This is a genomic window from Methylobacterium sp. HMF5984 (assembly GCF_045033435.1).
Classification (GTDB): Bacteria; Pseudomonadota; Alphaproteobacteria; order Rhizobiales; family Beijerinckiaceae; genus Methylobacterium.
The window spans coordinates 3,963,168-3,989,105 of sequence record NZ_JBJFLN010000001.1; the positions used below are offsets into that span (position 1 = coordinate 3,963,168).

Sequence of the window (25,938 nt, forward strand, 5' to 3'; positions counted from 1 at the left end):
GTCACAGTCACGCATGATCGCCGTCGACGACGGCGTGCCGGCGCCTCTGGGCGCCCATTTCGACGGGCGCGGCGTCAACTTCGCGCTCTTCTCCGAGCACGCGACGGCGGTCGATCTCTGCCTGTTCGAGCCGGGCGAGCGCCACGAGAGCCGCACGATCCGCCTGCCCTGCCGCAGCGACGACATCTGGCACGGCTACCTCCGCGGCGTCCTGCCGGGCCAGCTCTACGGCTACCGGGTGCACGGGCCCTGGGAGCCGGCGCGCGGCCACCGCTTCAATCCGTCGAAGCTCGTCCTCGACCCTTATGCCCGCGAGATCCGTGGACGGATCCGCTGGCACGACGCCCTGTACGGCCACCGCCGCGGGCTGCAGCGCGAGGATCAGATCGACCGGCGCGACAGCGCGGTCTACATGCCGAAATCGGTCGTCACCGCGCCGGAGGTTCCGAACCTCGCGCTGCAGCCGATCCGCCGCCCGCTCTCCGAGACGGTGATCTACGAGGCGCACGTCAAGGCGCTGACGATGACCCATCCGGCCGTGCCGGAAGCCGAGCGCGGCACCTACGCGGCGCTGGCCCATCCGGCGATCGTCGAGCACCTGTGGAAGCTCGGCGTCACCGCGCTCGAGCTGCTGCCGATCCAGGCCTTCGCCGACGACCGCTTCCTGGTCGACAAGGGGCTGGTGAACTTCTGGGGCTACTCGCCGCTCGGCTACTTCGCGCCCGATCCGCGCTATCTCGGCGACGGCGGCCTCGGCGGCCTGAAGGCGGCGATCCGCGAGCTGAACGCCGCCGGCATCGAGACGATCCTCGACGTGGTCTACAACCACACCGCCGAAGCCGGCCATGCCGGGCCGACCTTGTCGTTCCGTGGCATCGACAACGCCAGCTACTACAAGCTCGACCCCGACAATCCCCGCCGCGACGTCGATTGCACCGGCTGCGGCAACACCCTGGACGTCGCTCACCCGCGGGTGATGCAGATGGTGCTAGATTCGTTGCGCCACTGGGCGACCGCCTACGGCATCGCCGGCTTCCGCTTCGACCTCGCCACCAGCCTCGGCCGGGCGCCCTCCGCATTCTCGGCCGAGGCCGCGTTCTTCCAGGCGGTGGCGCAGGACCCGGTGCTGGCGCGGGTGAAGATGATCGCCGAACCCTGGGACCTCGGCGAGAACGGCTATCGCCTCGGCGGCTATCCGCGCGGCTGGAGCGAGTGGAACGACCAGTTCCGCGACGCCGCCCGCGGCTTCTGGCGCGGCGATGCCGGCCAGCTGGCCAAGCTGACCCAGGGGCTGACCGGCTCGCGCGAGGTGTTCGCGCCGTCGGGCCGCTCGCCGCTCGCCAGCATCAACTTCGCCGCGACCCATGACGGCTACACGCTCGCCGACGTGGTCGCCTACGAGGAGAAGCACAACGCCGAGAACGGCGAGGACAACCGCGACGGCCACGGCCACAACGTCTCGCGCAACTACGGCGTCGAGGGGCCGACCGACGACCCGGCGATCCTCGCCATCCGCGCCCGCCAGAAGCGCAACCTGCTCGCCACCGTGATGCTGGCGCAGGGCGTGCCGATGCTGCTGATGGGCGACGAGCGCTCGCGCACGCAGCGCGGCAACAACAACGCCTATTGCCAGGACAACCCGACGAGCTGGATGGACTGGTCGACCGATCCCGACCCGGATCTCGGCGCCTTCGTCTCGAACCTCACGCGCCTGCGTCGCGAGAGGCCGGCCCTTCGCCGTCGGCAGTTCTTCGACGGTACGCCGATCGCCCCCGGGAGCACCCTGCGCGACGTGCATTGGCTCTCGCCCTGCGGCGCGGAGATGAATTCCGACGCCTGGGCCGACGAGAGCCGTCGCGCCTTCGGGATGCAGATCGGCAACGACCTCGATCACGGCCGCATCCTGATCCTGATCAATGCCGATCCCGAGCCCTGCGACTTCCGCCTCGCCGCGGTGATCGGCGGCCCGTGGCAGCCGGTCCTCGACACCACCGTCGCCACCGGCGCGGTCGCACCGGACGCCGCCGCGCACGCGGCGGACGCGATCGTGCCGCTGCCCGGCCGCGCGATCCTGGTGCTGGCCGAGGCCGATGCCCGACCCGCGCGAGCGTCGGGCCGCTTCGTCAGTGCCTGAGCGGCCGCCGAAACCGAATCGCAACGCTTTGCAAACCATCCTGCCGCCCGAGCGAGACGCGGGTGGAAGCGGCATGGGCGGGCAGGACCGGGGCGGGCAGGACCGGGAGATCGCCGCCGACGCGGCGGCAGGCACGATCGACGTCTCGATCGTGATGCCGTGCCTCGACGAGGTGCGTGCCCTGCCGACCGCGATCGCCAGCGCGCGCGCCGCCCTCGAGACCCTCGCCGCCAAAGGCTTGGCCGGGGAGATCGTCATCGCCGACAACGGCAGCACCGACGGCAGCCAGGCTTTGGCCGAAAGCCTCGGCGCGCGGGTGGTGCCGGTCGCAGAGCGCGGCTACGGCGCGGCCCTCGCCGGCGGCTTTCAGGCGGCGCGCGGGCGCTACCTGGTGAAGGGCGACGCCGACGGCTCATAGGACTTCCGTATATCGCAAGTCTTTCCGATCGGACCTAAAAGTCGGCATGCACTAGACAACAACCGTCTTGCTGGCATCGAGAGGCGTCTGCTCGAGAGCGAGCGATAGTTTGCGAGCAGCATCGCGATGAGGGAAACCAGCCGGACAACGCGTGCCTGATAGCGCGCAAAATGGCCTGGGATCGCTCCGCAGACAAAGGCGTTCAGGATCACGCCCAGGGTGATGATCAGCCCCGCCGTAAGGAGGCACTGGAGATCCTCGCCGCCGGCGCGTCTCTCCTCGGCCACAGCGCCGGACCGGAAGATCTGCACGAGGGTGTAACACGCAAAACAAACCGAGCCGAGGACCGTAACGATGTGGAGCACGGCGAGCAGCACGCCGTCCATTCTGGGACCGCAGGCATCGGCATCCCGCTCGCAAACGTCCATATGCGGTACGACGCGCTCGATGGCAGTGCGACCCCACCGGCCGATGTTGAGGAACGTGGCCGGGTTGCGCATCGGTTCCAGGACGTAGAAGTCTCCCAGTTGAAGGATACCGTTGCCGATGGCATCGCGCAGCGCAGCCAGTGAAGAATATGCGACGACCGCCAAGACGAACGCAAGTTCCTCATCCTTCAGTCGTGTCCTGGTTTCGTAATCGGGTATGTTGAAGACACCACGTGCTTAGTTTTCGGACCAGAGAATCTCATCCTCGCCGGCCATCGGACGTTCCTTGAACCGGCACAATGTTGGGCTTGCCCCGCCTGGGCAGGCAGCATCGAGATAATCACGTCCAGGCCCATCTGCGATCAGGCGTGCCATCAGGAAGGGCGGGCTGCGTTGGGCTATATCGGCATCGGAGCGATAGACCGCTCCGAACGCCCATTCCGATATGACCGCCATGGCAATGGCGGCAGCCGACCCGGCCGCACGACCTGCAATCGCACGCGTTAGAATGCCAAGAGCTGCGAGTATCGGTATCGAGGCAATCAACAAAATCGATGATATCACTGTATTCGCAGCGTGAAAGGACACGCTGACGGTCAGCAGAAACCATACGAGGATGCGGCTCTGAAACTGACTGCGATCAGCGTAGACCATCTGCATCGAAATACAGACGACAACAAAGACGGAAAATACATCCGACATCATAAGTGAGTCAACGAATGGAAGGTTTGCAAGAAGACTCGGTAATACGTTTGATAATCAGAAGTGTCTCGGTTTCAACGGCGGGAACGATGTGCGCATCGACATGGCAATGAGCCAAGTGGCAACGAAAGCTTGGATCGCGGCGAGTAACCAGAGCGTTCCGATCTCGACCGTGGCCACGAGTGCGATGCCATAGTAGGGCGAGCGCCCTCCGGCGACGGTTGCAGGAATCCGTTTCCGCATCGCTTACGAACGCGGCATCATCGGAGTCGGATCAGCTTCGCGGTCCTCGCTGGCACGCTGTGTTTCGATGCCGAGGCGCGATGCGAAGTACTCGCCTTGAGAATAATGCCAAGCCGTATCCGGAAACACCGAAGGACGGCCGTTCGCTGCGCCCACGCGAAGATGATCAAAGCTGCGAGCAAGGCATGTATCAACCAGGGCAGGCTTGTCTTCGCAAGGGGTATTGCTGGACGTGCCGGCTATAGGAATTTCTGACGCAACGCTTTCATTCTCATTTCTCGCCCTGCATCCCGGCCGAAACGATGCACATGCGAGTCTGCTATCCAGTCTGGTGCACTCGTGCCGCATCAGGATCGCAGGCGAGGCTTGCGATCCCGTGAAGCGGCGTCGGCCGGCGCGGTCGGCGGCGGGAGCATGTCAGTGATCGTGGCTGCAGCCGGGGCCGTGCACGTGGGGCGCGTGATCGTGCGCGTGGTGATCGTGCGCGTTGTGATCGTGGCCGTGATCGTCCGCGTGCGTGTGGTCGTGGCCATGGTCGTGATCGGCGTGCGCCGCGTGCGCGTGATGATCGTGGGAATGGTCGTGGCCGCAGGTGCTGTGGTCGTGCGCCATGCGCTCGGGCCGGAAGGCGCGGTCGACCGGGCTCGCGGTGCAGCCCTGGCCGCGGACGAGCTCGGCCGTGGCCGGCGAGGCCGGGACGTGGAGCACGTCGGCGCCGATCTCGGCCGGGACGTGATTGCCGCCGAGCTGCCAGGCGAGGCGGATCAGGCGGGCCGGATTCTCGGCGCGGATCTCCAGCAGCGCCTCCGGGGCGGCCTTAACCGCGACCAGGCGGCCGTCGTCGAGGCGCAGGGCGTCGCCGTCCTCCAGCCCGGCGGCCTTGGTCAGGGCGAGATCGATGTGCAGGCCGCCGGCGCTGTGGAGGTGCCCCTGCTGCGCCTGGCGCCCGGCGTGATCGAGGCTGATCGTGTCGACGACCGCGTCGGGGCGGACAGCGGCCTTGCGGACGATCGTGGTGGCTCTCGGCATGGCACCCTCTCTCAGGCGGTGATCGGAACGTAGGAGGCTCGGGCCTCGCGGAACCCGCATCCGCAAGCTCTTACCCCGCACGATGCGCCGTGCCGAGGCCCATTCGCGCGCGGCCGGCCACGGGAACCGCGGCGCGGCGGGTCATCGCGGTCGTCGGCGCGAGGCCGGGCCGAGCCCGGCTTTCCGGCGCCCGTCGCCGATCTCGACGGAACCTTGGCCGTGGCAAGTGCATTTCATGGCCGATAAGGCTAAGCTCGGACCGCACCATCACCACGGCGAAATGCCGGACCGGATGCACAAGGGAGTCACGGACTCATGAAGAAGCTCATCGCCGTCGCCCTCGCAGGCACCCTCGCCCTCTCGGTCGGCGCCTGCAACACGCCGCAGGACCGCGCCCTCGGCGGCGCCGGTCTCGGCGCCCTCGCCGGTGCCGCGATCGGCGGAGCCGCCACCGGCCGCGCCGGCGGCGCCCTCGCCGGTGCCGCGATCGGCGGCGCGAGCGGCGCCATCGTCGGCGCCTCCACCGCGCCGCGCTGCCCCTACGGCACCTACCGCGACGCCTACGGCGACGTGTACTGCCGCTGAGGCCTCGCCGCCGACCGAACGTCGAAGGGCCGGAGCCGAGCGCTCCGGCCCTTTCTTCGTTCCAGGCCTGGGCCGGAGCCGAGCGCTCCGGCCCTTCCGCGTTTCCGGTCGAGCCTGTATCCCCGGCGGCTTGTCGTCGCCGGATCCCGTCAGGGTCCCCGGCGGCACCGCATAGAGGCCTGCCGGTGACCGTTCCGCATCTCCGAAACATCCCCGCCGGGTCCCGATGAGCTCGGGGATCTGGGGCAAGATCGGCGGCGCCGGGATCGGCCTCGCCATCGGCGGCCCGCTCGGCGGGCTCGTCGGCGGCCTCGCGGGCCATTACCTCGTCGACCGCGAGGGTGCGCTGTTCGGGCCGATGCCGCGCGACGTGGTCTTCACCACCGGCCTCGTCGCGCTCGCCGCCAAGATGGCGAAGTCCGACGGGGTGGTGACCCCGTCCGAGGTCGAGGCCTTCGGCAAGGTCGTGCAGGTCGGCGAGGCGGAGCGCGCCCGCGTCACCCGGCTGTTCGACCTCGCGAAGCGGACGACCAACGGCTACGAGGCCTATGCGCGGCAGCTCGCCAACGCCTTCCACGACGAGCCGTCGCTGCTCGAGGACGTCCTCGACGGCCTGTTCCACATCGCCACCGCCGACGGCGCGATCCATCAGGCGGAGGAGGCCTATCTCCGCGCGGTGGCCGAGATCTTCGGGTTCGACGACGCCGCGTTCCGCCGCATCGCCGCCCGGCACGTGCGGCTGGCCGACGACCCCTACCTCGTCCTCGGGCTCGAGCACGGCGCCGACCCGGCTGCGGTGAAGGCGCGCCACCGCCAGCTCGTCGCCGAGAACCACCCCGACCGCGCCATCGCCCGCGGCCTGCCGCCCGAGGCGGTGGCGATCGCCACCAAGCGCCTCGCCGCGATCAACGCGGCCCACGACCGGATCCTCGCGGACGGCGCCGCCGCGGTGGAGGGCGGTTCGCCATGACACCGGACAGCCCGCTCGCCACCCGCATCCAGCCCTCGCCGAACCACGGCGAGCGCCTCGGCCCGCGGCCGGATATGCTGATCCTGCACTACACCGGCATGACGAGCGCGGCCGCCGCTATGCAGCGGCTCGCCGACCCGATCGCCGAGGTCTCGGCCCATTACGTCGTGCTGGAGGACGGCGCGATCTGGCAGATGGTGCCGGAGAGCCGCCGGGCCTGGCATGCGGGGCGGGCGTCCTGGCGCGGCGAGCGCGACGTGAACTCCCGCTCGCTCGGCATCGAGATCGTCCATCCCGGCCATGCCGGCGGCCTGCCGCCCTACCCGGAGGCGCAGATCGCCGCCGTGACAGCGCTCGCGCGCGACATCGTCTCGCGCTGGGCGATCCCGGCCGACCGGGTGCTGGCGCATTCCGACATCGCGCCCGGTCGCAAGGAGGATCCGGGCGAGACTTTCCCTTGGGGCCGGCTCGCGGCGGACGGCGTCGGCCATCACGTGCCGGAAGTGCCGATGCACGACGGGCGCTTCTTCGCCGAGGGCGATGCCGGGCAGCCGATCGAGGCGCTGCAGGCGATGCTCGCGCTTTACGGCTACGAGCAGCCGGTGACGGGCACATTCGATCGCCACATGCGGGACGTCGTCACCGCGTTCCAGCGCCATTTCCGTCAGGCGCGGGTCGACGGCATCGCCGACGCCTCCACCATCACCACCCTGCGCGACCTGATCGCGTCGCGGCCAAGCTGAAGCGGCCGTCAGGGCGCGATCGCCGGATCGCCTCCCTCCCATGTCGGCCGGACTCGCGTTGCTGGCCGCCCTCGCCGCCCCGGCCTCGGCCCAGAATGCGGGCGGGAGGGCGTCGATGAATTCGGCTGCGCCCGCCGCGACCCGTCCGGACGTGCCGGATCTCGGCCGGCCGCGCCAGGTCGCACGGGTCGTGGCGGAGGGGCGCGTGCCATTCTTCGAGTCGGCGGATGCCGACCCCACCTGCTCGAGCCTCGCGCCCGCCTGCAGCGACAGGGCTTGCGGCGGCATGAACATCAGCTTTAGCGGCGTCTACCGCCGGGGCGGCTGACCCTCGGGCTCAGGCCCGACCGTGCAGCTCGGCTTCGCGCGCATCCGCATGCGCCTCGCCCCGGGTGCGCCACAGGCTGTAGAGGATGCCGATCGTCAGCAGCACCACGGTCACCGCCAGCGACACCCACGGCGGCACGTGGACGAGGCCGAAGGTGTCGGCGACGACGATCTTCGTGCCGATGAAGATCAGGATGAAGGCGAGCGCCGTCTTGAGGTAGGCGAAGCGATCGACCATTGCTGCCAGCGCGAAGTAGAGCGCGCGAAGCCCGAGGATCGCGAAGATGTTGGAGGTGTAGACCACGAAGGTGTCGGTCGTTATCGCGAAGATCGCCGGCACGCTGTCGACCGCGAAGATCACGTCGGCGCCGTTCACAAGCACCAGGGCGAGCGCCAACGGAGTGAGCCACAGGGCGGTCTTGCCGGTCCTGGCATCGGTCTTCCGCACCAGGAAATGCTGGCCGTGAAGCTCGGGCGTGATCCGCAGCTTCGCCCTGAGCCACCGCACGGCGGCGTGATCCTGGAAGTCGCCGGCGTCCTCCTCCTTGGAGAACAGCATCTTCAGGCCGGCATAGATCAGGAAGGCGGCAAACAACGACAGCACCCAGGCGGCCTGATGCACCAGGGCGGCGCCGAGCCCGATCATCAGTCCGCGCAGCAGCACCGCGGCGAGGATGCCCCAGACCAGCACCCTGTGCTGGGCGGCGAGCGGGATGCCGAGCGCCGACAGGATGACCGCGATGACGAAGACGTTGTCCATCGACAGCGACTTCTCGACCACGAGCCCGGTGACGTATTCCTGGGCGGGCTGCGCGCCGAGGTACCACCAGATCCAGCCGCCGAAGGCGAGGCCGAGGCTGAAGTAGAAGGCGGTGAGGAGAAGGCTCTCCTTGACGCCGATCTCGTGCTCCTTGTCGCGATGGAGCAGGCCGAGATCGAAGGCGAGCAGGGCGGCGACAAGGGCGTGGAACCCGAGCCACATCCAGATCGGCTTGCCGAGCCACTCGACGTACAGGAAATCGACCATGAGCGGGACCGTGATGCTTCTTTTGCAAGGAAAGCATCGGCTCCGACATCACGGAAGCATCTTGAGAGAGCATCCCGCCAGAGGGGCCCGCAGCCGATGAGCGGCAGTTAAAGACCCGAACGCGGCGAATCAAGGGCGGGCTCGAGCGATGCCGGGCCATGCAGGCATGCCTTGACAGCGGGGACGATCGGACGCCTTCCGCTGCGATGGACATGCGAGACGACGACGTGGCGCAGGACGACGCCTCCCGGAACGAGGTCGCGGTCGTCGGCGGCGGCCCAGCCGGGCTGGCTGCGGCCGAGGTGCTGGCCGCGGCCGGGCACCGGGTCGCGATCTACGATCGGATGCCGTCGGTCGGCCGGAAATTCCTGCTCGCCGGCCGCGGCGGCCTGAACCTGACCCACAGCGAGCCCGTCCCGGACTTCCTGCGGCGCTACCACCCGTCCGGCAGCCTGGCCGGGGCGATCGCGGCGTTCCCGCCGGATGCGTTGCGGGCCTGGTGCGATGGCTTGGGGGAGCCGACCTTCGTCGGATCGAGCGGGCGGGTGTTCCCGAAAGCGTTCAAGGCCTCGCCCCTTCTGCGGGCTTGGCTGCGCCGCCTCGAGGGCGCAGGCGTCGGTATCCGCACCCGGCACCGGCTCGTGGCCGTCGAGGACGGCACCCTGGTGTTCGAGACGCCGGAGGGGAAGAGCTGGACGAGGCCGAAGGCGGTGCTGCTGGCGCTCGGCGGCGCGAGCTGGCCCCGCCTCGGCTCTGACGGAGCCTGGGTGACGATGCTGGCGAATCTCGGCGTCGCCGTCGCGCCCCTGCGCCCGGCCAATGCGGGCTTCGCGGTGGCGTGGTCGGACCATTTCCGCGAGCGCTTCGCCGGGCAGCCCCTGAAGCGGATCGGGTTGACCGCCGACGGCGTGATCGTGCGGGGGGAGGCGCTGATCACCGCCGACGGCATCGAGGGCGGTGCGATCTACGCGGTGTCGCGGGCCCTGCGCGCGATGATCGAGCGCCAGGACAGGAGCGGGAAGGACGCGGGAGGCAAGGGCGCCGCCCGCCTCGTGCTCGACCTGCGTCCCGACCTCAGCAGGAGCGCCCTCGCCGAAAGGCTGTCCGACCCGCGGCCCGGCGAATCGATGGCGACCCGCCTGCGCAAGGGGGCCGGTCTGTCGCCGGTGGCGGCAGGGGTGCTGCGCGAGGCTGCGGGCGTCGCGCTGCCGGCCGACCCGGATGCGCTCGCCGGGCTGATCAAGGCCGCACCGTTGCGCCTGCACGCGATGGCTCCGATCGAGCGTGCGATCTCAACCGCCGGCGGTGTCGGCTTCGACGGGCTCGACGCGGGCTTCATGGTTCGGAAGCGGCCGGGCCTGTTCGTGGCCGGCGAGATGCTCGACTGGGAGGCGCCCACCGGCGGCTACCTGCTCCAGGGCGCGATCAGCAGCGGTCGGGCGGCGGCGGCCGGAATGGCGGCGTGGCTTGCCGGACGAGAGGACGTGAGCGCCGCATGATCCCCTGGGAGAACCTCGACACCGCTTCGATCCCCGGCGACGGCGGCACCCTGCGGCTGCGGCGGCGGGGCACCGAGTACGCGATCATGCTCGGCCAGAACGAGCTGATGAACAGCCGGCTCAGCGGCTCGGAGGAGGCGCTGGCGACCCTGGCCTGCGGCAGGATCGCATCGCGCAGGGCGCCGCACGTGCTGATCGGCGGGCTCGGCATGGGCTTCACCCTGCGCGCCGCGCTCGGTGCGCTGCCTCCTGGAGCGGCGGTGACGGTGGCCGAGCTCGTGCCCGCTGTGGCCGCCTGGGCGCGCGGACCCCTCGCCGGCGTGTTCGACGGCATCCTCGTCGATCCCCGCGTAACCTTGCGCGAGGTGGACGTGGCGCGCGCGATCGGCGAGCGTCCGGCCGCCTGGGACGCGATCCTGCTCGACGTCGACAACGGGCCGGACGGCCTGACGCGGGCCTCCAACGACCGGCTCTACGATCCGGCCGGCCTCGGCGCCGCTTATGCCGCCCTGCGTCCGGGCGGGGTCCTAGCGGTCTGGTCCGCGGGGCCGGACCGCAGCTTCGGCCGCCGCCTGCACGATGCGGGCTTGAGCGTCGAGGAGGTCCCCACCCGCGCCAACGGCCGAAAGGGTGGCGCCCGCCACGTGATCTGGCTCGCGGTACGTTCCGGCCGCGGCTGAGGCCTGGAATTACCTCATCCCCTGCGCGACCGACCGGCCGGTTCGAAGCGCGGGTCCCATCTCCCATAAGGAGATGGACAGGTTGAGGGGCGTGAGCTTTGCGGAGAAGTCACGCTCCTCACCCCGACCCTTCCCCTCTGGAAGAGGGAGCGTGCCGTGCCTCGCGCGATCGATCCGGTGACGCGACCGTCACATCCGCGCGCAGAACCCGACCATGCCGGCGGCTTCCGACGGGCAGGAGGCGGTTGCCGTCCCGTCGGTGCCTTGCGAGAAGACCGGGGCGCCGGCCTTGAGGCAGTAGGCCGAGACGAAGACCTCGCCGCCCGCGCAGGCGATCTCGCAGCCGGTGGCCGGGCAGGTCTCGCTCCGTACCGCCCGAAACGGCGTCGCGGGGGCTGCGGCAGGGAGCGCGGCGGCGGCAGGTCCCGCCGGGCCGGCTTCCCCCTTCTGTCCCGCATCTCCCTGGGGGCCCGCCGCGCCTCTGGGGCCCGCCTCTCCTTTCGGACCCGTCTCGCCCTTAGGACCCGTCTCGCCTCTGGGACCCGTCTCGCCCTTCGGGCCGGCCTCGCCCGCCGGTCCGGCCGGGCCGGGAAGCCCCGCCACGCCCTGCGGGCCGGGCTCGCCGCGCACACCGGTCTCGCCCTTGGCGCCGGCCTGTCCCTCGGGGGCGCAGTTGGCGATCACCGCCTCGCGCTCGTCCTCGTTGCTCTTCAGCGACACGACGCAGCTGCCCGGCCGGTAGGCCAGACGGAACAGGAAGCGGCCGCGGGAATCGGCCATCACCGACACGTCCTCGTCCATCACCACGACGGCGCCGCCCTTGCGCACCGAACCTGAGATCCGCAGGTCGCCGGCCTCAATGCGGGCGTCGTAGACCATGATCGGCTGGGAGGGCGCTTGAGGCCGACGCGCACGCTGGCGGGCCGGTGCGGACGCGGCGGGCGCATCGAGTCCCGGCGCTGCCGGCTGCTGGGCCTGCGCGCCGCCGGCGAGGACCAGGCATCCGGCGATCAGCGTGGCGAAGCGCGCGCGATGAAGGATCATGTCGGACATTCCCCGCCGCCGGATCGCGCGGCGGCGGGACATTGCCGCCCGGCTGCCACCGGGGTCAACCCTGGCCATGGCCGCCTCCAAATGGAGCCGATCCACACCCTTCCACACCCGTCCACAGGCCAAGCTGCTGCCCCGGCGGGACTATTTTCGGGCGGTGCGAAACCGTTTGAAAGTGTTCTTGTTTTGTTCTTATCTGACGTCATGTCGGAGCTGGGACGGGATGGAGCGGTCGCGTGACGAGCCGGATGAGCAGGGACCGTCCACGGCGGAACGGCTCGCGGAATTGCGGGCCCGCCTCGACGCGGAGCGGCGCCCCGGCGCGGGCGGCGTGCTGCCGTTGGGCGTCGCCGACCTCGACGCCCGGCTTCCCGGCGGAGGCCTCGGCCTCGGCCTCCTGCACGAGGTCGCCCCCGAGGGCGCAGGCGACGAAGCCTCGGCCCTCGGCTTCGTGCTGGCCCTGGTCGCCCGCCATCTCGCGCGGGCGGCGGGCGACGCCCTCCTCGTCGTCGCCCCCGGCCATCCAATCCCCTACGGCCACGGCCTCACCGGGCTCGGGCTCGATCCGGGGCGCCTGCTGCTGCTGGAGGCCGAGGCCGACGCTTCCGTGTTCGGAGCCCTCGAGGAGACGCTGCGCGCCGGGCACCTCGCGGCGGTGGCCGGGCTCGTCGCGGATGGGCTTCCGCTGAAGCCAGGCCGGCGCCTGCAGCTGGCCGCCGGATCCTTCGGCACCGCGCCGCCCCTTCTCCTCATCCTGCGGCCCGGCCGGGCCGACTTGCCGAACGGCGCGGCGACGCGCTGGCGGATCGCAGCCGGCGGCGCGGCGCGCGACCGGTTCGGCTGCACCCTGCGTCCCCGTTGGCGCGCACGGCTCGACCGCTGCCGCAACGGCCGGCCGGGCGACTGGCTCCTGGAGTGGGATCATGCCGCGCATCGTTTCGATCTGCCTGACGGACTGGCCCGTCGCGCGCCTGATGCGCGCGGGAGCCGCGCCGGATGATGGCGTCCCCCTGGTGATCGCCGCCGCCGGGGCCGGCGGCCTACGGCTCACCGCCGTGAACCCCGCCGCAGCCGCCCTCGGCCTGCGACGCGGCGAGCCGCTGGGCCGCGTGCGGGCGCGGATCTCGACCCCGCTCCACGTCCACCCAGCCGATCCGGCCGCCGACGCAGCGGCGTTCGCCAGGCTCTGCCTCTGGGCGCAGCGCTACACGCCGTGCGTCGTCCCCTTCGGCCCGGCCGAGGCCTGCCACGGCCTGTACCTCGACGTCACGGGGGCGGCCCACCTCCTGGGCGGCGAAGCCGATCTGGTCGCGGACCTCGCCGCGCGCCTCGCGCGATCTGGGATCCCGGCACGGATCGCGCTCGCCGACACGCCCGGCGCGGCCTTCGCCCTCGCGCGATACGGGCGCGGCGAGACCATTTGCGTCCCATCGGAGAGGACCGAGCAGGCCCTGAGGCCCCTCCCCGTCGAGGCCCTGCGCTGCGAACCAGCCGTCGCCGTCGCCCTGAAGCGGCTCGGCCTGCGCAGGATCGGCGCCGTCCTCGACGCGCCGCGCCCGCCGCTGGCCCGCCGCTTCGGCACGGCACTCCTCGTTCGCCTCGACCAGGCGGCCGGGCGGCGGCCAGAGCCGCTCGTCCCGGTCACGGAACCCGTGCGCTACGGCGCCGCCCGCGGCTTCCTCGATCCGATCGGCAGCCAGGAGATCATCGTCGCCACGGTGCGGCGGCTGATGGCCGAGATCGCGCCGCGCCTCGAGGCGGACGGGCTCGGCGCCCGCGGCTTTCGCCTGTCGCTGCACCGGGTCGACGACGTGGTGCGCGCCCTCGACCTCGGCCTGTCCGAGCCGAGCCGCAGCCCCGACCATGTCGCGCGCCTGCTGCAGCTTCGGCTCGAACGGCTCGGCTCTGGCCTGGATGCCGGCTTCGGCTTCGAGACGGTCCGCCTGGACGTGTCCGCCACCGGCCCGATGCCCGGCCGCCAGGCTACCCTCGCCACCGGCCCCGCCCCTCAGGACGACCGGACCGCCGGCCTCGCCGACGCCCTGCGCCAGCGCTTCGGCCGACCCGTGATCCGCCTGAGCCCCCGTGCGAGCCACGTGCCCGAGCGCGCCGACCGCATCGCCCCCTGGCACACCGAACCTTGGCGCACCGAACCTTGGCGCATCGAGCGCGTCGTCCTGCACTGGCCCGATCCCGATGCCGGCATCGGTCCCCGGCCGCTGGTGCTGTTCGACCGCGGCGAGGCGGCCGAGGACGTGATCGCCCTGGTGCCGGAGGGGCCGCCGCGCCGCTTCCGCTGGCGCTCCCGCCTCCATCGGATCGCGCATTCGGAAGGGCCGGAACGGATCGAGCCCGAATGGTGGCGCGAGTCCGGCGTCCCGCGTGACTACTACGTCGTCGAGTGTGAATCCGGCCGCCGGCTCTGGCTCTACCGCGACGGCCCGAACCTGGCCGACCGGCCGGCCGCCTGGTTCGTGCACGGGCTGTTCGCGTGACGGCGGCGGCTTACGCGGAACTGGCCGTCTCGACCAACTTCTCGTTCCTGCGCGGCGCCTCGCATCCGCAGGAATACGTCGAGCAGGCGATCGCCTACGGGCTCCGCGCCATCGGCATCGCCGACCGCAACACCCTCGCCGGGGTGGTCCGCGCCTATGCGGCGGCGCGGGTGAAGCCGGAGCGACCGGGCGCGAAGGACATCTGGAACATCCCGTTCCTGCCGGGGGTGCGGCTCGTCACCGAGGACGGGTTCGAGGCGGTGACCTACCCGATGGATCGGGCGGGCTACGGCCGCCTGTGCCGGCTGCTGTCCTCGGGCAACCGGCGGGCGCGTAAGGGCGAATGCCGCTTCTCCTTCGCGGAGATGCTGGAGGCGGCCGAGGGACAGGTCTTCATCGCGATGCCCCCCGGGCGGCGGCTGGTGCCGCCCGCGGCCTTCTCCGCCCGGGTCGAGGCGCTGGCAGCCGCCGCCCCCGGAAGGGTCTGGCTCGGTGCCAGCCACCGCCACCGCGGCGACGAGCGCCGGCGTCTCGGGCTCCTCGCCGAGCTCGGGCATCGCCTCGGCGCGCCGATGGTCGCGGTGTCCGACGCGCTCTACCACCATCCCGACCGGCGTCCGCTGCAGGACGTGATCGCCTGCATCCGCGAGGGCTGCACCCTCGCGGAGGCCGGCTACCGCCTGGAAGCCAACGCCGAGCGCCATCTCAAGCCGCCTTCGGAGATGGCGCGGCTGTTCGCCGACCATCCGGAGGCGCTCGCCCGCACGGTCGAGATCGCGGAGGCCTGCGGCTTCTCCCTCGGGATGCTGAGCTACGAGTACCCCGAGGAGCCGGTGCCGCCGAACCGGACGCCTCAGGACTACCTGGAGGAACGGGTCTGGGACTGCGCGCGCTGGCGCTTCCCCGACGGCGTCCCCGAGGACATCGAGAGGACCCTTCATGGGGAGCTCGCCCTCATCGCGAAGATGCACTACGCGCAGTACTTCCTCACCATCCGCGACATCGTGGAGTTCGCGCGCGGCCGGGGCATCCTGTGCCAGGGCCGCGGCTCGGCCGCCAACTCCGCCGTGTGCTTCTGCCTCGGCATCACCGCGGTCGACCCGACCCAGATCCGCCTGCTGTTCGCCCGCTTCATCTCCGAGAACCGCGACGAGCCGCCCGACATCGACGTCGACTTCGAGCACGAGCGCCGCGAGGAGGTGATCCAGTACCTCTACGGCAAGTACGGCCGCGAGCGCGCGGCGATCTGCTCGACGGTGATCCACTACCGCCCGCGCTCGGCCATCCGCGAGGTCGGCAAGGTGCTGGGGCTGACCGAGGACATCACCGCCTCGCTCGCCGAGACCGTGTGGGGGTCGTGGGGCAAGGACCTGCCGGACAAGCACGTGGCCCAGGCCGGCCTCGATCCCGGAAACCCGGCGATCCGGCAGGCGGTGGACCTCGCGGTCTCGCTGATCGGCTTCCCACGGCACTTGTCGCAGCACGTCGGCGGGTTCGTTCTGACCCGCGGGCGGCTCGACGAGACCGTGCCGGTCGGCAACGCCGCGATGCCCGACCGCACCTTCATCGAATGGGACAAGGACGACATCGACGTGGTCGGCCTGATGAAGGTCGACGTGCTGGCGCTCGGCATGCTCACCTGCATCCGCCGCGGGCTCGATTTCCTGGCCCGCGACTACGGCCTCGACTACCCGACCCTCGCCGACCTGCCGCCGGAGGAGCCGGAGGTCTACGCGATGCTGTCGAAGGCCGATTCCGTCGGCGTGTTCCAGGTCGAAAGCCGGGCGCAGATGTCGATGCTGCCGCGGCTGAAGCCGAACGCATTCTACGACCTCGTGGTGCAGGTCGCGATCGTCCGCCCCGGCCCGATCCAGGGGGACATGGTGCACCCCTACCTGCGGCGGCGGTCGGGTGCCGAACCGGTGGAATACCCGGCCCCCCACCCCGATCACGGGCCGGCTAACGAGTTGGAGAAGGTCCTCGAAAAGACCTTCGGCGTGCCGCTGTTCCAGGAGCACGCCATGCAGATCGCGATCACCGCGGCCGGCTTCACCCCGGCCGAGGCCGACGGCCTGCGCCGGGCGATGGCGACCTTCCGGCACGTCGGCACGATCGGCGGCTTCGAGCAGAAGTTCATCGGCGGGATGACCGGACGGGGCTACCCGAGGGACTTCGCCGAGCGCTGCTTCGCGCAGATCCGCGGGTTCTCCACCTACGGCTTCCCGGAGAGCCATGCGGCGAGCTTCGCGCTGCTGGTCTACGCCTCGGCCTGGCTGAAATGCCGGCACCCGGACGTGTTCCTGGCCGCGATCCTCAATTCGCAGCCGATGGGCTTCTACCAGCCGGCGCAGCTGGTGCGCGACGCCCGCGCCCACGGCGTCGAGGTGCGCGGGCCCGACGTCAATGCCAGCGACTGGGACTGCACCCTGGAGCCGGCCGCGGAGGTTCCCCCGCCCGGGGTGCCGAAGCGGCTCGCGGTGCGGATCGGCCTGCGGCAGATCACCGGGCTGCCGCAGGCTGCGATGCGCCGGCTCGTGGCGTTGCGGGCCAACGGCTACGCCAGCATCGAGGGCCTGCAGGCGGCCTTGGCGCTGTCCCGCAACGCCCTGGAGCGGCTGGCCGAGGCCGACGCGTTCCGGTCCCTCGACCTCGACCGGCGGGCGGCCCTGTGGATGGTGCGGACGCTGGAGGGCGGTCGCATCGCCAAGCCCGTGCCGGACGAAGCCCTCGGCCGGCGCGCGCACCTGCTGGAGGCGCCGTTGCCGCTCTTCGCCTTCCATGCCGACGACGGGCTCTTCCGCGACGAGCCGACCGTGGCGCTGCCGCCGATGCCGGCTTCCGAGCAGGTGGCCGAGGATTATTCCGCCACCGGGCTCTCGCTGAAGGGCCACCCGGTCGCGTTCTTCCGCGCCCGGCTCGCCCGGATCGGCGCCGTCCCGGCCCGCGAGCATCACGATCCCGGCTTTCCCCAGAACGGTCGCGTCACCGTGGCCGGGCTGGTGCTGACGCGGCAGCGGCCCGGCACCGCCAAGGGCGTGGTGTTCCTGACCCTCGAGGACGAGACCGGCATCGCCAACGTCATCGTCTGGAAGAAGGTGTTCGAGGCCAACCGCCGCGCCGCGATGAACGCCCGCTTCCTCGCGGTGCAGGGCCGGGTGCAGCGGGCCGAGGGCGTGGTCCACCTCGTCGCCGAGCGGTTCCGCGACCTGACGGAGGAGTTGCTCGAGCTTCGCGCCGGCGGCGTGCGCCTGCCACCCGAGACCAACGATTTCGGGGCTCCCACCGACCGGCGGACCTATCGCAGCCGGGATTTCCATTGAGGGCGCCGCGCGCCGAGCCTCGACAGCCGACCGGCTGCGCGTATGGTGCGGCCATGCTTCGCTTCGCCCTCGCCTGCCTCCTGCTGATCCCCGCCGCTGCCCGCGCCGACGAATGCGACGGCCTCGCCCAGAGGGTCGCCGCCGCCACAGGCGGCAAGGTCGGGCGCCGCGCCGGCCCCAGCATCGACATCCGGGTGCCCGGCGCGATCAAGCTCGACCTGACCTGCCGGGCCGAGCCGATCGTCCAGGCGAGCTCCGGCGAGACGACGCCGTCGGCCGCCTTCTTCCGCGACCTGTCGATCGCCTCCGAGCTGCTCGTCGGCGAGTCGGCCGGCGCGGTCCAGGGCATCATCGCCACGGCGCATGCCACCGCGCTCTCGGAGCGGCGCAAGTCGTTCGTCCAGCAGAACGGCTGGTCGGCGAGCTGCTACACCGACAGCACCGGCTCGATCCGTACCCTCTGCTCGGTCGGCCGCATCCCGCCGGGCTGACATGCTCTTGACCGGTCGCGCGGTCGGGCCGATCTCTCTCGCAGACGTTCTCGGCACGGAGCCCATCATGCCCGCCTTGCTGACGGATGCTTCCCGCCTCGACGCGCATCGAAGCTTCTGGGACTTCGTCGCGCCCCATCGACGAGGAGAAATGGGAACTCATCGAAGGGCGTTTCGTCATGCAGGCGCAGCCGAGCATCAATCATCAGATCATCGCCGGAAACCTCGACCGGCGGCTGAGTGAGGGCCTCGAACGGATCGGCTCCGACCGTGTGGTCCTGTAGAACCCGGCGATCGACCTTCGGCCGGTGATCGAGGGGAACGCCTACGTTCCCGACGCCGCCGTGATCGATCGATCCGACTTCGAGCCCGGCCGAAGCGTTTCCGGGACCTGCTACCTCGCGCCGAGATCATCTCCACCAGCGACCGCCGGAAGCCCTCGGGCTCGAACCGCGGGAAGATCGCGATCAAGCTGGCAGGCTACCAGGCCCTGCCGATGTGCGAGGTCGTCCTGCTGATCGAACAGCCGGTCGTCGCGGTGACGCTCGCCATCCGCGACCCGGGCGGCTGGATCACGCGACGCCTGACCGATCCCGGCGAGCGCCTGATCCTGTCCGCCGCCGGCCTGGATTGCCGGGTCGTCGACCTCTACGCGCGCACCTCCCTGGCACGCGCGCGGAGGACGGCCTGAGCGTTCGCCTCAGTACTCGACCACGTCCTCGAGGGCGTAGTGCTTCACCGTCTTGCGATTGGCGATGAGCTCCTCGATCGTCGGCTCGCCCCGCATGGCCCGGCCGATGGCGAGCTTCGTCGCCTCGTAGTTGGTGCGGTAGAGGTCCTTGCGGTCCACGTTCGGATCGGCGCCGCAGCGCTCGTCGAGCCAGATCATGATGATCATGCACAGCTCGTCCAAGCCGTCCTTGGGCAGGATGCCCTCGATCACGCAATCGACGATCGCGTCGCCGGTCGCGGCCTGAACCACGCCGCCGAGAAGCTCGGCGTATTCCGCGGTGTGGATCGTGACCTTCGTGGTCATCATCGTCGCCGGGCGCACGAGCTGGTTGAGGTCGCGCACCACGAACATCCGGGTGTGGCCCTGCACCTGGCCCATCATGCCGGCGAAGGCCTGGCCGACCGGGCCCCGCGTCGAGCCGATCAGCACCTCGGGCATCGCGTCAGTGTATTGCCCCTCGGCGGCGAGCACCGTCGCCTCGCCCGTGCGGAACCAGATCTCGGACATGTCTCTCGGCCTTGGAAGCGGCGCCCCGGCGAGGCGCGGTCGGCCGCGCAGACATCATCCCCGGAGAGCTTCGTCAACCGCCGGACCGGGCGGCCGCCTCGATAAAGCCCGGCGCCGGCTCTGGCCTCCGCGGGCGCGATCGGTCATGCAGGACGGCGACCGAACGGGAATGCACGACGATGAGCGATCCGGAGCAGGAACCGGGCCCCGCGGGCGAACGCGGCTGGAGCCTGTCCGCGGCGGCGGCGGGCGACGGCGTGCGCCTCGAGCTCGGGCTGCCCGACCTCGACGGAAAGCCGGTCACCGCCATCCTTAGCCTGAGCCGGGCGGAGGCGCGCGCCTTCGCCCGCACGTTGCTCGCCGCCTCGGGCGACGCCGCCGAGCGCAGCTTCCCGCAGCCCGCCAAGCGATAGCGGCTCAGCGCAGCCCGATGCCGGGATTGGTGCGCCCGGGCAGGCGCGGAACCTTCGCGGTGCGCGGCTCGATCGGGGCGCCGCAGGCGTAGACGAACTCGGTCTGCAGGTCGGTGAACACCGTCTCGCCGGTGATCCTGCAATCCTCGCGCACCGTCTCGTCGAGGTAGGTCCGCGCCGCCAGGCGGAAGCGCGCCGCCCGCGTCTCGCCGGGGTCGCGGTCGGCATAGCGGTCGCCGATGCCGCAGCCGGTGAACTCGCGCACCGCGTTCGAGACGATCAGCATCCGCCGTTGCTGGCGCTGGTCGTAGACCTCGTACGGGTCGTTGCAGGAAATCGTCACGACCTGGGGCGTCAGGCTGACATAGGTCTTGGAGATGTGGGAAAACCCGGTGCATCCGGTGACCGCGAGGCCCGTCGCGACGGCGATGACAAACGCCAGCCGCTTCATACCCGTCTCCACGCAACCGACCCGCGGACGACCCGCACGGGCATTGAAGCCGCGAGGGCCGCCCGGTCAAGCTCCGCCGGGACACAGGCGCCGGCTTATGCGCCGCCTTCCCAATCCACGACCCGCAGGCCGGGGACGCGCGAGAATTCGCGGACGTTGCGGGTGACGAGCGTCACGTCGCGCGCGAGCGCCTGCCCGGCGATCAGGACGTCGTAGGGGCCGATCGGCGTTCCGGCCGCGGCGAGGCCCGCACGGATCTCGCCGGCCTGGCGGGCGTCGGCGACGGTGAAATCGATCACGGGGAAGCGCAGGGCATCGATCCCGGCGAGCGTTTCGTCTTGGCGATCACCATGATAGGCGCCGAAGAACAACTCGTGCGAAACAATCGCCGAAACGCCGAAATCGCGCCGCCGATGTGCTCGCAACCGCTCCCAAACCCGTTGTCGTTGCTTCAGCAAAGCCACTACGACATTGGTATCAAGCAGATAGAGCATCAGAGTTCGTCGAGCGCCGGGCGGTCTTGCTGCGGCACATCTTCATCCGTGGCTTTCAGGATGGCATCGAGGACGTCAGGGTCGAGCTTGACGGCGATGGCTTCGAGCCAAGCCCACTCATCCACGATCGGTTCGAGGATGACCGCCTCGCCGTCGCGTCGGATCCGCACCGTGTCGCCCTCGAACTGGAAACCGGGCGGCAATTGTACCGCCTCCTCCCCGTCCGATCGGATGATCTTCGCGATGTTCGACATGCCGACCTCCCGATGTCCGTCACGAGGATAGATCGGGAGGCCGGAGCCGCAAAGTCGAGGCGGCCTACTCCGCCGCCACCGCCAGGTAGCGCGCCGGATCGTAGTTGAGGATCGGTCCGAGCCAGCGCTCCACGGCGTGCAGGTCCATGCCCTTGCGCATCGCGTAGTCCTCGACCTGGTCGCGCTCCACCTTGGCGACGCCGAAGTAGTGCGCCTTCGGGTGGGCGAGGTAGAGGCCGGAGACCGACGAGCCCGGCCACATCGCGTAGGATTCGGTGAGCTTCACGCCGATGCGGCGCTCGGCCTGGAGCAGGTCGAACAGCGTGACCTTCTCGGTGTGATCGGGCTGCGACGGGTAGCCCGGGGCCGGGCGGATGCCGTCGTATTCCTCGCGCACCAGTTCTTCCGGCGTGTAGGTCTCGTCCGCCGCGTAGCCCCAGAACTCGCGCCGCACGCGCTCGTGCATGCGCTCGGCAAACGCCTCGGCGATGCGGTCGGCGAGCGCCTTGACCAGGATCGAGCGGTAGTCGTCGTTGGCGCGCTCGAACTTCTCCGCGATCCGCACCTCTTCCAGGCCCGCCGTGACGACGAAGCCGCCGACGTAGTCGGCGATCCCGGTCTCGGCAGGCGCCACGAAGTCCGACAGGCAGGTGTTCGGCCGCCCGTCGCGCTTCGACAGCTGCTGGCGCAGGCCGTGGAAGGTCGCCAACGTCTCCGAGCGGCTCTCGCCGGTGTAGAGGCGGATGTCGTCGCCGACCGCGTTGGCCGGCCAGAAGCCGAGGATCGCCTTCGGGTTGAACCAGCGCTCGGCGACGATCTGCTTGAGCATCGCCTGCGCGTCCTCGAACAGGGCCTTGGCCGCCGGGCCCTGGTTCGGGTCCTCGAAGATCGCGGGGTAGCGGCCCTTGAACTCGTAGGTCTGCAGGAACGGCGTCCAGTCGATGTAGGGCACGAGGTCGGCCACCTCGTACGAGCCGTAGACGCGCGTCCCGGTGAAGCTCGGCTTCTTCGGCGCGTAATCGGTCCAGTCGATCTTGAACGCGTTGGCGCGGGCCTTGGCCAGCGGCAGGCGCTGCTTGTCGAGCTCCGAGCGAGCGTGGGCGTCGGCGACCTTGGCGTATTCCGCCTGCACCTTCTCGATCACCCCGCCGCGGGTCTCCTTCGAGATCAGGCTCGAGACCACGCCGACCGCGCGGCTGGCATCGGTGACGTAGATCGCCTGCCCGCGCTGGTAGGACGGGTGGATCTTCACCGCGGTGTGGACGCGGCTGGTGGTGGCGCCGCCGATCAGCAGCGGCACGTCGAAGCCCTCGCGCTCCATCTCGGCGGCGACGTGCACCATCTCGTCCAGCGACGGCGTGATCAGCCCGGAGAGGCCGACGATGTCGACGTTCTCGCGCTTGGCGACCTCGAGGATCTTGGTCGCCGGCACCATCACGCCGAGGTCGATGATCTCGTAGTTGTTGCAGGCCAGGACCACGCCGACGATGTTCTTGCCGATGTCGTGGACGTCGCCCTTCACGGTGGCCATCAGCACCTTGCCGGCGGCGCGGCGCTGCCCGTCGCCGCCGTTGGCGAGCTTTTCCGCCTCCATGTACGGCTCGAGGTAGGCCACCGCCTGCTTCATCACGCGGGCGGACTTCACCACCTGCGGCAGGAACATCTTGCCCGAGCCGAACAGGTCGCCGACTACGTTCATGCCGGCCATGAGCGGGCCCTCGATGACGTGGAGCGGCCGCGCCACGCCCTGGCGGGCCTCCTCGGTGTCGGCGAGGATGTACTCGGTGATGCCGTTGACCAGCGCGTGCTCGATGCGCTTCTCGACGGTGCCCTCGCGCCAGGTCAGGTCGGCGGTCTTGGCCTGGGCCGAGGCGCCGCTCTTGAAGCGCTCGGCCGCCTCCAGAAGGCGATCGGTGGCGTCGTCGCGCCGGTTCAGGACCACGTCCTCGCACAGCTCGCGCAGCTCCGCCGGCAGCTGGTCGTAGACCGCGAGCTGGCCCGCGTTGACGATGCCCATGTCCATGCCGACCTTGATCGCGTGGTACAGGAACACCGCGTGCATCGCCTCGCGCACCGGCTCGTTGCCGCGGAAAGCGAAGCTCAGGTTCGAGATGCCGCCCGAGATGTGGGCGTGGGGCAGCGTCTCGCGGATGATGCGGGTCGCCTCGATGAAGGCGACGCCGTAGCCGTTGTGCTCCTCGATGCCGGTCGCGACCGCGAACACGTTCGGATCGAAGATGATGTCCTCGGGCGGGAAGCCGACCTCCTCGGTCAGCACCTTGTAGGCCCGGGTGCAGATCTCGACCTTGCGCTCGAGCGTGTCGGCCTGGCCGTCCTCGTCGAAGGCCATCACCACCACGGCCGCGCCGTAGGAGCGGCACACCTTCGCGTCGTGAACGAACTTCTCGATGCCCTCCTTCATCGAGATCGAGTTCACGATCGCCTTGCCCTGGATGCACTTCAGGCCGGCTTCGATGACGTGGAACTTCGAGGAATCGACCATCACCGGCACGCGGGCGATGTCGGGCTCGGCGGCGACCAGGTTGAGGAACTCGACCATCGCCTTCTCGGAATCGAGCAGGCCCTCGTCCATGTTGACGTCGATGATGCTGGCCCCGGCCGCGACCTGGTCGCGGGCGACGTCGAGGGCGGCGGCGTAGTCGCCGGCGGTGACGAGCTTCCTGAACTTGGCCGAGCCGGTGACGTTGGTGCGCTCGCCGACGTTCACGAAGGGGATCTCCTTCGTCAGCGTGAACGGCTCCAGGCCGGATAGGCGCATCAGCGGCGCGATCTCAGGAATTACCCGCGGCGTCTTGCCGGCGACGGCCTCGGAGATGGCGCGGATGTGGTCCGGCGTGGTGCCGCAGCAGCCGCCGACCATGTTGACGATGCCGCCCTCGGCGAACTCGGCGACGAGCTTGGCCATCGCCTCCGGGCTCTCGTCGTAGAGGCCGAACTCGTTGGGCAGGCCGGCATTCGGGTAGGCGCAGACCAGCGTGTCGCAGACGCGGGACAGCTCCGAAATGTGGCCGCGCATCTCGCGGGCGCCCAGCGCGCAGTTGAGGCCGAAGGTCAGCGGCCGGCAATGGCGCAGCGCGTTCCAGAACGCCTCGGGGGTCTGGCCCGACAGGGTGCGCCCGGACAGGTCGGTGATCGTGCCGGAGATCTGGATCGGCAGGGTGACGCCGCGCTCGTCGAACACCTGCCAGGTGGCGGCGATCGCCGCCTTGGCGTTCAGCGTGTCGAAGATCGTCTCGATCAGGATCAGCTCGGCGCCGCCGTCCATCAGGCCGCGGACCTGCTCGGCATAGGCCTGCTTGACCTGATCGAAGGTCACGGCGCGGTAGCCGGGGTTGTTCACGTCCGGCGAGATCGAGAGCGTGCGGTTGGTCGGGCCGACGGCGCCGGCGACGAACCGGCGGCGGCCGTCCTGCTCCTCAGCGAGCTTGGCGGCCTCGCGGGCGAGGCGCGCGCCCTGCGCGTTCAGCTCGTGGATCACCGATTCCATGCCGTAATCGGCTTGCGCGATCGTGGTGCCGGAGAAGGTGTTGGTCTCGCAGACGTCGGCGCCGGCGAGGAAGTAGTCGAGGTGGATCTGCCGGATCGCATCGGGCTGCGTCAGGATCAGCAGGTCGTTGTTGCCCTTCTGGTCGTGGGCGTGGTCCTTGAAGCGCTCGCCGCGGAAGTCGGCCTCGCCGTAGCCGAGGCGCTGGATCACGGTGCCCATCGCCCCGTCGAGGACGAGGATCTTCTCCCGCGCGCGCTGGCGCAGGGCGGCTTCGATCTCGGTGCCGTCGACGGGACGAAGGTCGGTCATGGATGTCTCACTCGTCATTCCGGGGCCGCGCAGCGGAGCCCGGAATCCAGAACCGCGACGGGTCCGGAAGGCCGGTTTCGGCTGCCGTCAAAGACTTGTCGGCAAGGTTCGCGCGTCTGGATCCCGGGCGCGCCCGCGGCGCCCCGGGATGACGGGAGGTCGATCGATCAGGCCGCCTTCGCCGTCGCCACCTTCGGTGCCTGGGCGCGCAGGCCAAGCAGGTGGCAGATCGCGTAGACGAGGTCGGAGCGGTTCATCGAGTAGAAGTGGAAGTCGTTGACGCCCTCGTCGACGAGGTCGAGCACCTGCTCGGCCGCCACCGCCGCCGCCACCAGCCGCCGGGTCTCGACGTCGCCATCGAGCCCGTCGAAGCGCGCCGCCAGCCAATACGGCACCGAAGCGCCGGTGCGGCGGGCGAAGTTGGCGGCCTGCTTGAAGTTCTGCACCGGCAGGATGCCGGGGATGATCGGGATGTCGATGCCGGCGGCGCGCACCTTGTCGACGTAGCGCAGGTAGACGTCGTTCTCGAAGAAGAACTGCGTGATCGCCTGGTCTGCGCCGGCGTCGACCTTGGCCTTCAGCGCGTCGATGTCGGCGTCGAGCGAGGCGGCCTCGGGGTGCTTCTCGGGATAGGCCGAGACCGAGACCTTGAAGTCGCCGATGCGCTTGATGCCGGCGACGAGGTCCGAGGTCTGCGCGTAGCCACCGGGATGCGGGCGATAGGCGTGGCCGACGCCCTCGGCGGGATCGCCGCGCAGCGCCACGATGTGGCGCACGCCGGCATCCCAGTAGGACTGCACCACCGCGTCGATCTCGTCGCGGGTCGCGTCCACGCAGGTCAGGTGGGCAGCCGGCTTGAGGCCGCTCTCGGTCACCATCCGGGCCACGGTGTTGTGAGTGCGCTCGCGGGTCGAGCCGCCGGCCCCGTAGGTCACCGAGACGAATTTCGGCCCGAGCGGCGCCAGCCGCTCGATCGAGGACCACAGGATCTTCTCCATCTCCTCGGTCTTCGGCGGGAAGAACTCGATCGAGACGCGGATCGGGTGGTAGCCGTCGCGGCTGGCGCGGTGGCGGTTGGCGTTCGGCATGGGCTTCGTCCTCAATGTCGTTCGGTTCAGACGATCGTGG

Annotated in this window: 26 protein-coding genes; 15 read left to right on the forward strand and 11 right to left on the reverse strand. The window is 70.4% G+C overall.

The window, feature by feature from the left end:
• Positions 1-13: 13 nt before the first annotated feature.
• Positions 14-2,134: a glycogen debranching protein GlgX gene (gene glgX, locus ACFZ8E_RS19275; protein WP_405044418.1), complete on the forward strand. Its 2,121-nt coding sequence runs from the start codon at positions 14-16 to the stop codon at positions 2,132-2,134.
• 73 nt (positions 2,135-2,207) lie between these two features.
• The gene (locus ACFZ8E_RS19280) at positions 2,208-2,552 is read left to right on the forward strand and encodes a glycosyltransferase (RefSeq protein WP_405043540.1); all 345 of its coding nucleotides are present in this window, start codon (positions 2,208-2,210) and stop codon (positions 2,550-2,552) included.
• On the opposite strand, the gene ACFZ8E_RS19285 is transcribed toward ACFZ8E_RS19280, so the two are convergent.
• The 3 genes from ACFZ8E_RS19285 to ACFZ8E_RS19295 form a co-directional block, all read right to left on the reverse strand.
• Positions 2,519-3,145 (reverse strand): hypothetical protein, encoded by a 627-nt coding sequence (locus ACFZ8E_RS19285; RefSeq protein ID WP_405043541.1) that lies wholly within the window; start codon positions 3,143-3,145, stop codon positions 2,519-2,521. The two genes, ACFZ8E_RS19280 and ACFZ8E_RS19285, sit on opposite strands and share 34 nt — an antisense overlap.
• 72 nt (positions 3,146-3,217) lie before the next feature.
• Positions 3,218-3,685 (reverse strand): hypothetical protein, encoded by a 468-nt coding sequence (locus tag ACFZ8E_RS19290; RefSeq protein WP_405043542.1) that lies wholly within the window; start codon positions 3,683-3,685, stop codon positions 3,218-3,220.
• A 657-nt stretch (positions 3,686-4,342) separates the two neighbouring features.
• The gene (locus tag ACFZ8E_RS19295; RefSeq protein ID WP_405043543.1) at positions 4,343-4,954 is read right to left on the reverse strand and encodes an urease accessory protein UreE; all 612 of its coding nucleotides are present in this window, start codon (positions 4,952-4,954) and stop codon (positions 4,343-4,345) included.
• Positions 4,955-5,269: 315 nt separating this feature from the next.
• Here ACFZ8E_RS19295 and ACFZ8E_RS19300 point away from each other — a divergent pair, with 315 nt between their 5' ends.
• From ACFZ8E_RS19300 to ACFZ8E_RS19315, 4 genes are all read left to right on the forward strand, one after another.
• Positions 5,270-5,539, forward strand: a complete 270-nt coding sequence (locus tag ACFZ8E_RS19300) for a hypothetical protein (protein WP_147858798.1) — start codon at positions 5,270-5,272, stop codon at positions 5,537-5,539.
• 226 nt (positions 5,540-5,765) lie between these two features.
• Entirely contained in the window at positions 5,766-6,509 is a 744-nt protein-coding gene (locus tag ACFZ8E_RS19305; protein ID WP_147858797.1) for a DnaJ family molecular chaperone, read from the forward strand.
• A complete protein-coding gene (locus ACFZ8E_RS19310) occupies positions 6,506-7,252 on the forward strand; it encodes an N-acetylmuramoyl-L-alanine amidase (RefSeq protein WP_405043544.1) in 747 nt (248 codons plus the stop codon). The genes ACFZ8E_RS19305 and ACFZ8E_RS19310 overlap by 4 nt, the downstream gene beginning before the upstream one ends.
• Before the next feature lie 40 nt (positions 7,253-7,292).
• A complete protein-coding gene (locus ACFZ8E_RS19315; RefSeq protein ID WP_405043545.1) occupies positions 7,293-7,580 on the forward strand; it encodes a hypothetical protein in 288 nt (95 codons plus the stop codon).
• 9 nt (positions 7,581-7,589) lie between these two features.
• On the opposite strand, the gene ACFZ8E_RS19320 is transcribed toward ACFZ8E_RS19315, so the two are convergent.
• Positions 7,590-8,606 (reverse strand): TerC family protein, encoded by a 1,017-nt coding sequence (locus tag ACFZ8E_RS19320; RefSeq protein WP_147843901.1) that lies wholly within the window; start codon positions 8,604-8,606, stop codon positions 7,590-7,592.
• A gap of 212 nt (positions 8,607-8,818) precedes the next feature.
• On the opposite strand from ACFZ8E_RS19320, the gene ACFZ8E_RS19325 reads away from it, so the two are divergent.
• Together ACFZ8E_RS19325 and ACFZ8E_RS19330 are read left to right on the forward strand one after the other, a co-directional pair.
• Entirely contained in the window at positions 8,819-10,105 is a 1,287-nt protein-coding gene (locus tag ACFZ8E_RS19325; protein WP_405043546.1) for a TIGR03862 family flavoprotein, read from the forward strand.
• The gene (locus tag ACFZ8E_RS19330) at positions 10,102-10,785 is read left to right on the forward strand and encodes a spermidine synthase (protein WP_243934583.1); all 684 of its coding nucleotides are present in this window, start codon (positions 10,102-10,104) and stop codon (positions 10,783-10,785) included. The genes ACFZ8E_RS19325 and ACFZ8E_RS19330 overlap by 4 nt, the downstream gene beginning before the upstream one ends.
• Positions 10,786-10,974: 189 nt before the next feature.
• On the opposite strand, the gene ACFZ8E_RS19335 is transcribed toward ACFZ8E_RS19330, so the two are convergent.
• A complete protein-coding gene (locus ACFZ8E_RS19335; RefSeq protein WP_405043547.1) occupies positions 10,975-11,829 on the reverse strand; it encodes a collagen-like protein in 855 nt (284 codons plus the stop codon).
• Here ACFZ8E_RS19335 and ACFZ8E_RS19340 point away from each other — a divergent pair.
• From ACFZ8E_RS19340 to ACFZ8E_RS19365, 6 genes are all read left to right on the forward strand, one after another.
• Positions 11,828-12,835, forward strand: a complete 1,008-nt coding sequence (locus ACFZ8E_RS19340) for an ImuA family protein (RefSeq protein WP_243934580.1) — start codon at positions 11,828-11,830, stop codon at positions 12,833-12,835. The two genes, ACFZ8E_RS19335 and ACFZ8E_RS19340, sit on opposite strands and share 2 nt — an antisense overlap.
• Complete coding sequence (locus ACFZ8E_RS19345) at positions 12,759-14,330, forward strand: Y-family DNA polymerase (protein WP_405043548.1); 1,572 nt, start codon at positions 12,759-12,761, stop codon at positions 14,328-14,330. Before ACFZ8E_RS19340 ends, ACFZ8E_RS19345 begins: the two co-directional genes overlap by 77 nt.
• Positions 14,327-17,650, forward strand: a complete 3,324-nt coding sequence (locus tag ACFZ8E_RS19350) for an error-prone DNA polymerase (RefSeq protein ID WP_243934578.1) — start codon at positions 14,327-14,329, stop codon at positions 17,648-17,650. The genes ACFZ8E_RS19345 and ACFZ8E_RS19350 overlap by 4 nt, the downstream gene beginning before the upstream one ends.
• A gap of 53 nt (positions 17,651-17,703) precedes the next feature.
• Complete coding sequence (locus ACFZ8E_RS19355) at positions 17,704-18,141, forward strand: hypothetical protein (protein WP_243934577.1); 438 nt, start codon at positions 17,704-17,706, stop codon at positions 18,139-18,141.
• A gap of 86 nt (positions 18,142-18,227) precedes the next feature.
• Positions 18,228-18,425 carry a hypothetical protein gene (locus ACFZ8E_RS19360; protein ID WP_405043550.1) on the forward strand — a complete coding sequence of 66 codons (198 nt, stop codon included), beginning with the start codon at positions 18,228-18,230 and terminating at the stop codon, positions 18,423-18,425.
• 212 nt (positions 18,426-18,637) lie between these two features.
• Entirely contained in the window at positions 18,638-18,832 is a 195-nt protein-coding gene (locus ACFZ8E_RS19365; protein ID WP_243934575.1) for a hypothetical protein, read from the forward strand.
• Positions 18,833-18,841: 9 nt separating this feature from the next.
• Here the strand turns inward: ACFZ8E_RS19365 and fae are convergent, their stop codons facing one another.
• Positions 18,842-19,381: a formaldehyde-activating enzyme gene (fae, locus tag ACFZ8E_RS19370; RefSeq protein WP_147728265.1), complete on the reverse strand. Its 540-nt coding sequence runs from the start codon at positions 19,379-19,381 to the stop codon at positions 18,842-18,844.
• 179 nt (positions 19,382-19,560) lie between these two features.
• On the opposite strand from fae, the gene ACFZ8E_RS19375 reads away from it, so the two are divergent.
• Positions 19,561-19,794 (forward strand): hypothetical protein, encoded by a 234-nt coding sequence (locus ACFZ8E_RS19375; protein ID WP_243934574.1) that lies wholly within the window; start codon positions 19,561-19,563, stop codon positions 19,792-19,794.
• A gap of 4 nt (positions 19,795-19,798) precedes the next feature.
• On the opposite strand, the gene ACFZ8E_RS19380 is transcribed toward ACFZ8E_RS19375, so the two are convergent.
• The 5 genes from ACFZ8E_RS19380 to metF form a co-directional block, all read right to left on the reverse strand.
• A complete protein-coding gene (locus tag ACFZ8E_RS19380) occupies positions 19,799-20,245 on the reverse strand; it encodes a hypothetical protein (protein ID WP_147728159.1) in 447 nt (148 codons plus the stop codon).
• Positions 20,246-20,340: 95 nt separating this feature from the next.
• A complete protein-coding gene (locus ACFZ8E_RS19385; RefSeq protein WP_405043551.1) occupies positions 20,341-20,739 on the reverse strand; it encodes a type II toxin-antitoxin system VapC family toxin in 399 nt (132 codons plus the stop codon).
• Positions 20,739-20,993, reverse strand: a complete 255-nt coding sequence (locus ACFZ8E_RS19390) for an antitoxin (protein WP_243948961.1) — start codon at positions 20,991-20,993, stop codon at positions 20,739-20,741. Before ACFZ8E_RS19390 ends, ACFZ8E_RS19385 begins: the two co-directional genes overlap by 1 nt.
• A 64-nt stretch (positions 20,994-21,057) precedes the next feature.
• The gene (gene metH / locus ACFZ8E_RS19395) at positions 21,058-24,810 is read right to left on the reverse strand and encodes a methionine synthase (protein WP_243948963.1); all 3,753 of its coding nucleotides are present in this window, start codon (positions 24,808-24,810) and stop codon (positions 21,058-21,060) included.
• A gap of 167 nt (positions 24,811-24,977) precedes the next feature.
• Complete coding sequence (gene metF / locus ACFZ8E_RS19400) at positions 24,978-25,898, reverse strand: methylenetetrahydrofolate reductase [NAD(P)H] (protein ID WP_147728155.1); 921 nt, start codon at positions 25,896-25,898, stop codon at positions 24,978-24,980.
• Between the last annotated feature and the right edge of the window lie 40 nt (positions 25,899-25,938).

Coding starts and splice junctions, on each gene's coding strand:
- ACFZ8E_RS19300 (WP_147858798.1), top strand. CDS start 5,270: ATGAAGAAGCTCATCGCCGTCGCCCTCGCAGGCACCCTCGCCCTCTCG.
- metH (WP_243948963.1), bottom strand. CDS start 24,810: ATGACCGACCTTCGTCCCGTCGACGGCACCGAGATCGAAGCCGCCCTG.
- fae (WP_147728265.1), bottom strand. CDS start 19,381: ATGTCCGAGATCTGGTTCCGCACGGGCGAGGCGACGGTGCTCGCCGCC.
- ACFZ8E_RS19380 (WP_147728159.1), bottom strand. CDS start 20,245: ATGAAGCGGCTGGCGTTTGTCATCGCCGTCGCGACGGGCCTCGCGGTC.
- ACFZ8E_RS19305 (WP_147858797.1), top strand. CDS start 5,766: ATGAGCTCGGGGATCTGGGGCAAGATCGGCGGCGCCGGGATCGGCCTC.
- ACFZ8E_RS19290 (WP_405043542.1), bottom strand. CDS start 3,685: ATGATGTCGGATGTATTTTCCGTCTTTGTTGTCGTCTGTATTTCGATG.
- metF (WP_147728155.1), bottom strand. CDS start 25,898: ATGCCGAACGCCAACCGCCACCGCGCCAGCCGCGACGGCTACCACCCG.
- ACFZ8E_RS19325 (WP_405043546.1), top strand. CDS start 8,819: ATGCGAGACGACGACGTGGCGCAGGACGACGCCTCCCGGAACGAGGTC.
- ACFZ8E_RS19355 (WP_243934577.1), top strand. CDS start 17,704: ATGCTTCGCTTCGCCCTCGCCTGCCTCCTGCTGATCCCCGCCGCTGCC.
- ACFZ8E_RS19340 (WP_243934580.1), top strand. CDS start 11,828: ATGTCGGACATTCCCCGCCGCCGGATCGCGCGGCGGCGGGACATTGCC.
- glgX (WP_405044418.1), top strand. CDS start 14: ATGATCGCCGTCGACGACGGCGTGCCGGCGCCTCTGGGCGCCCATTTC.
- ACFZ8E_RS19320 (WP_147843901.1), bottom strand. CDS start 8,606: ATGGTCGATTTCCTGTACGTCGAGTGGCTCGGCAAGCCGATCTGGATG.
- ACFZ8E_RS19295 (WP_405043543.1), bottom strand. CDS start 4,954: ATGCCGAGAGCCACCACGATCGTCCGCAAGGCCGCTGTCCGCCCCGAC.
- ACFZ8E_RS19345 (WP_405043548.1), top strand. CDS start 12,759: ATGCCGCGCATCGTTTCGATCTGCCTGACGGACTGGCCCGTCGCGCGC.
- ACFZ8E_RS19385 (WP_405043551.1), bottom strand. CDS start 20,739: ATGCTCTATCTGCTTGATACCAATGTCGTAGTGGCTTTGCTGAAGCAA.
- ACFZ8E_RS19315 (WP_405043545.1), top strand. CDS start 7,293: ATGTCGGCCGGACTCGCGTTGCTGGCCGCCCTCGCCGCCCCGGCCTCG.
- ACFZ8E_RS19330 (WP_243934583.1), top strand. CDS start 10,102: ATGATCCCCTGGGAGAACCTCGACACCGCTTCGATCCCCGGCGACGGC.
- ACFZ8E_RS19360 (WP_405043550.1), top strand. CDS start 18,228: ATGCTTCCCGCCTCGACGCGCATCGAAGCTTCTGGGACTTCGTCGCGC.
- ACFZ8E_RS19375 (WP_243934574.1), top strand. CDS start 19,561: ATGAGCGATCCGGAGCAGGAACCGGGCCCCGCGGGCGAACGCGGCTGG.
- ACFZ8E_RS19310 (WP_405043544.1), top strand. CDS start 6,506: ATGACACCGGACAGCCCGCTCGCCACCCGCATCCAGCCCTCGCCGAAC.
- ACFZ8E_RS19365 (WP_243934575.1), top strand. CDS start 18,638: ATGTGCGAGGTCGTCCTGCTGATCGAACAGCCGGTCGTCGCGGTGACG.
- ACFZ8E_RS19390 (WP_243948961.1), bottom strand. CDS start 20,993: ATGTCGAACATCGCGAAGATCATCCGATCGGACGGGGAGGAGGCGGTA.
- ACFZ8E_RS19335 (WP_405043547.1), bottom strand. CDS start 11,829: ATGATCCTTCATCGCGCGCGCTTCGCCACGCTGATCGCCGGATGCCTG.
- ACFZ8E_RS19280 (WP_405043540.1), top strand. CDS start 2,208: ATGGGCGGGCAGGACCGGGGCGGGCAGGACCGGGAGATCGCCGCCGAC.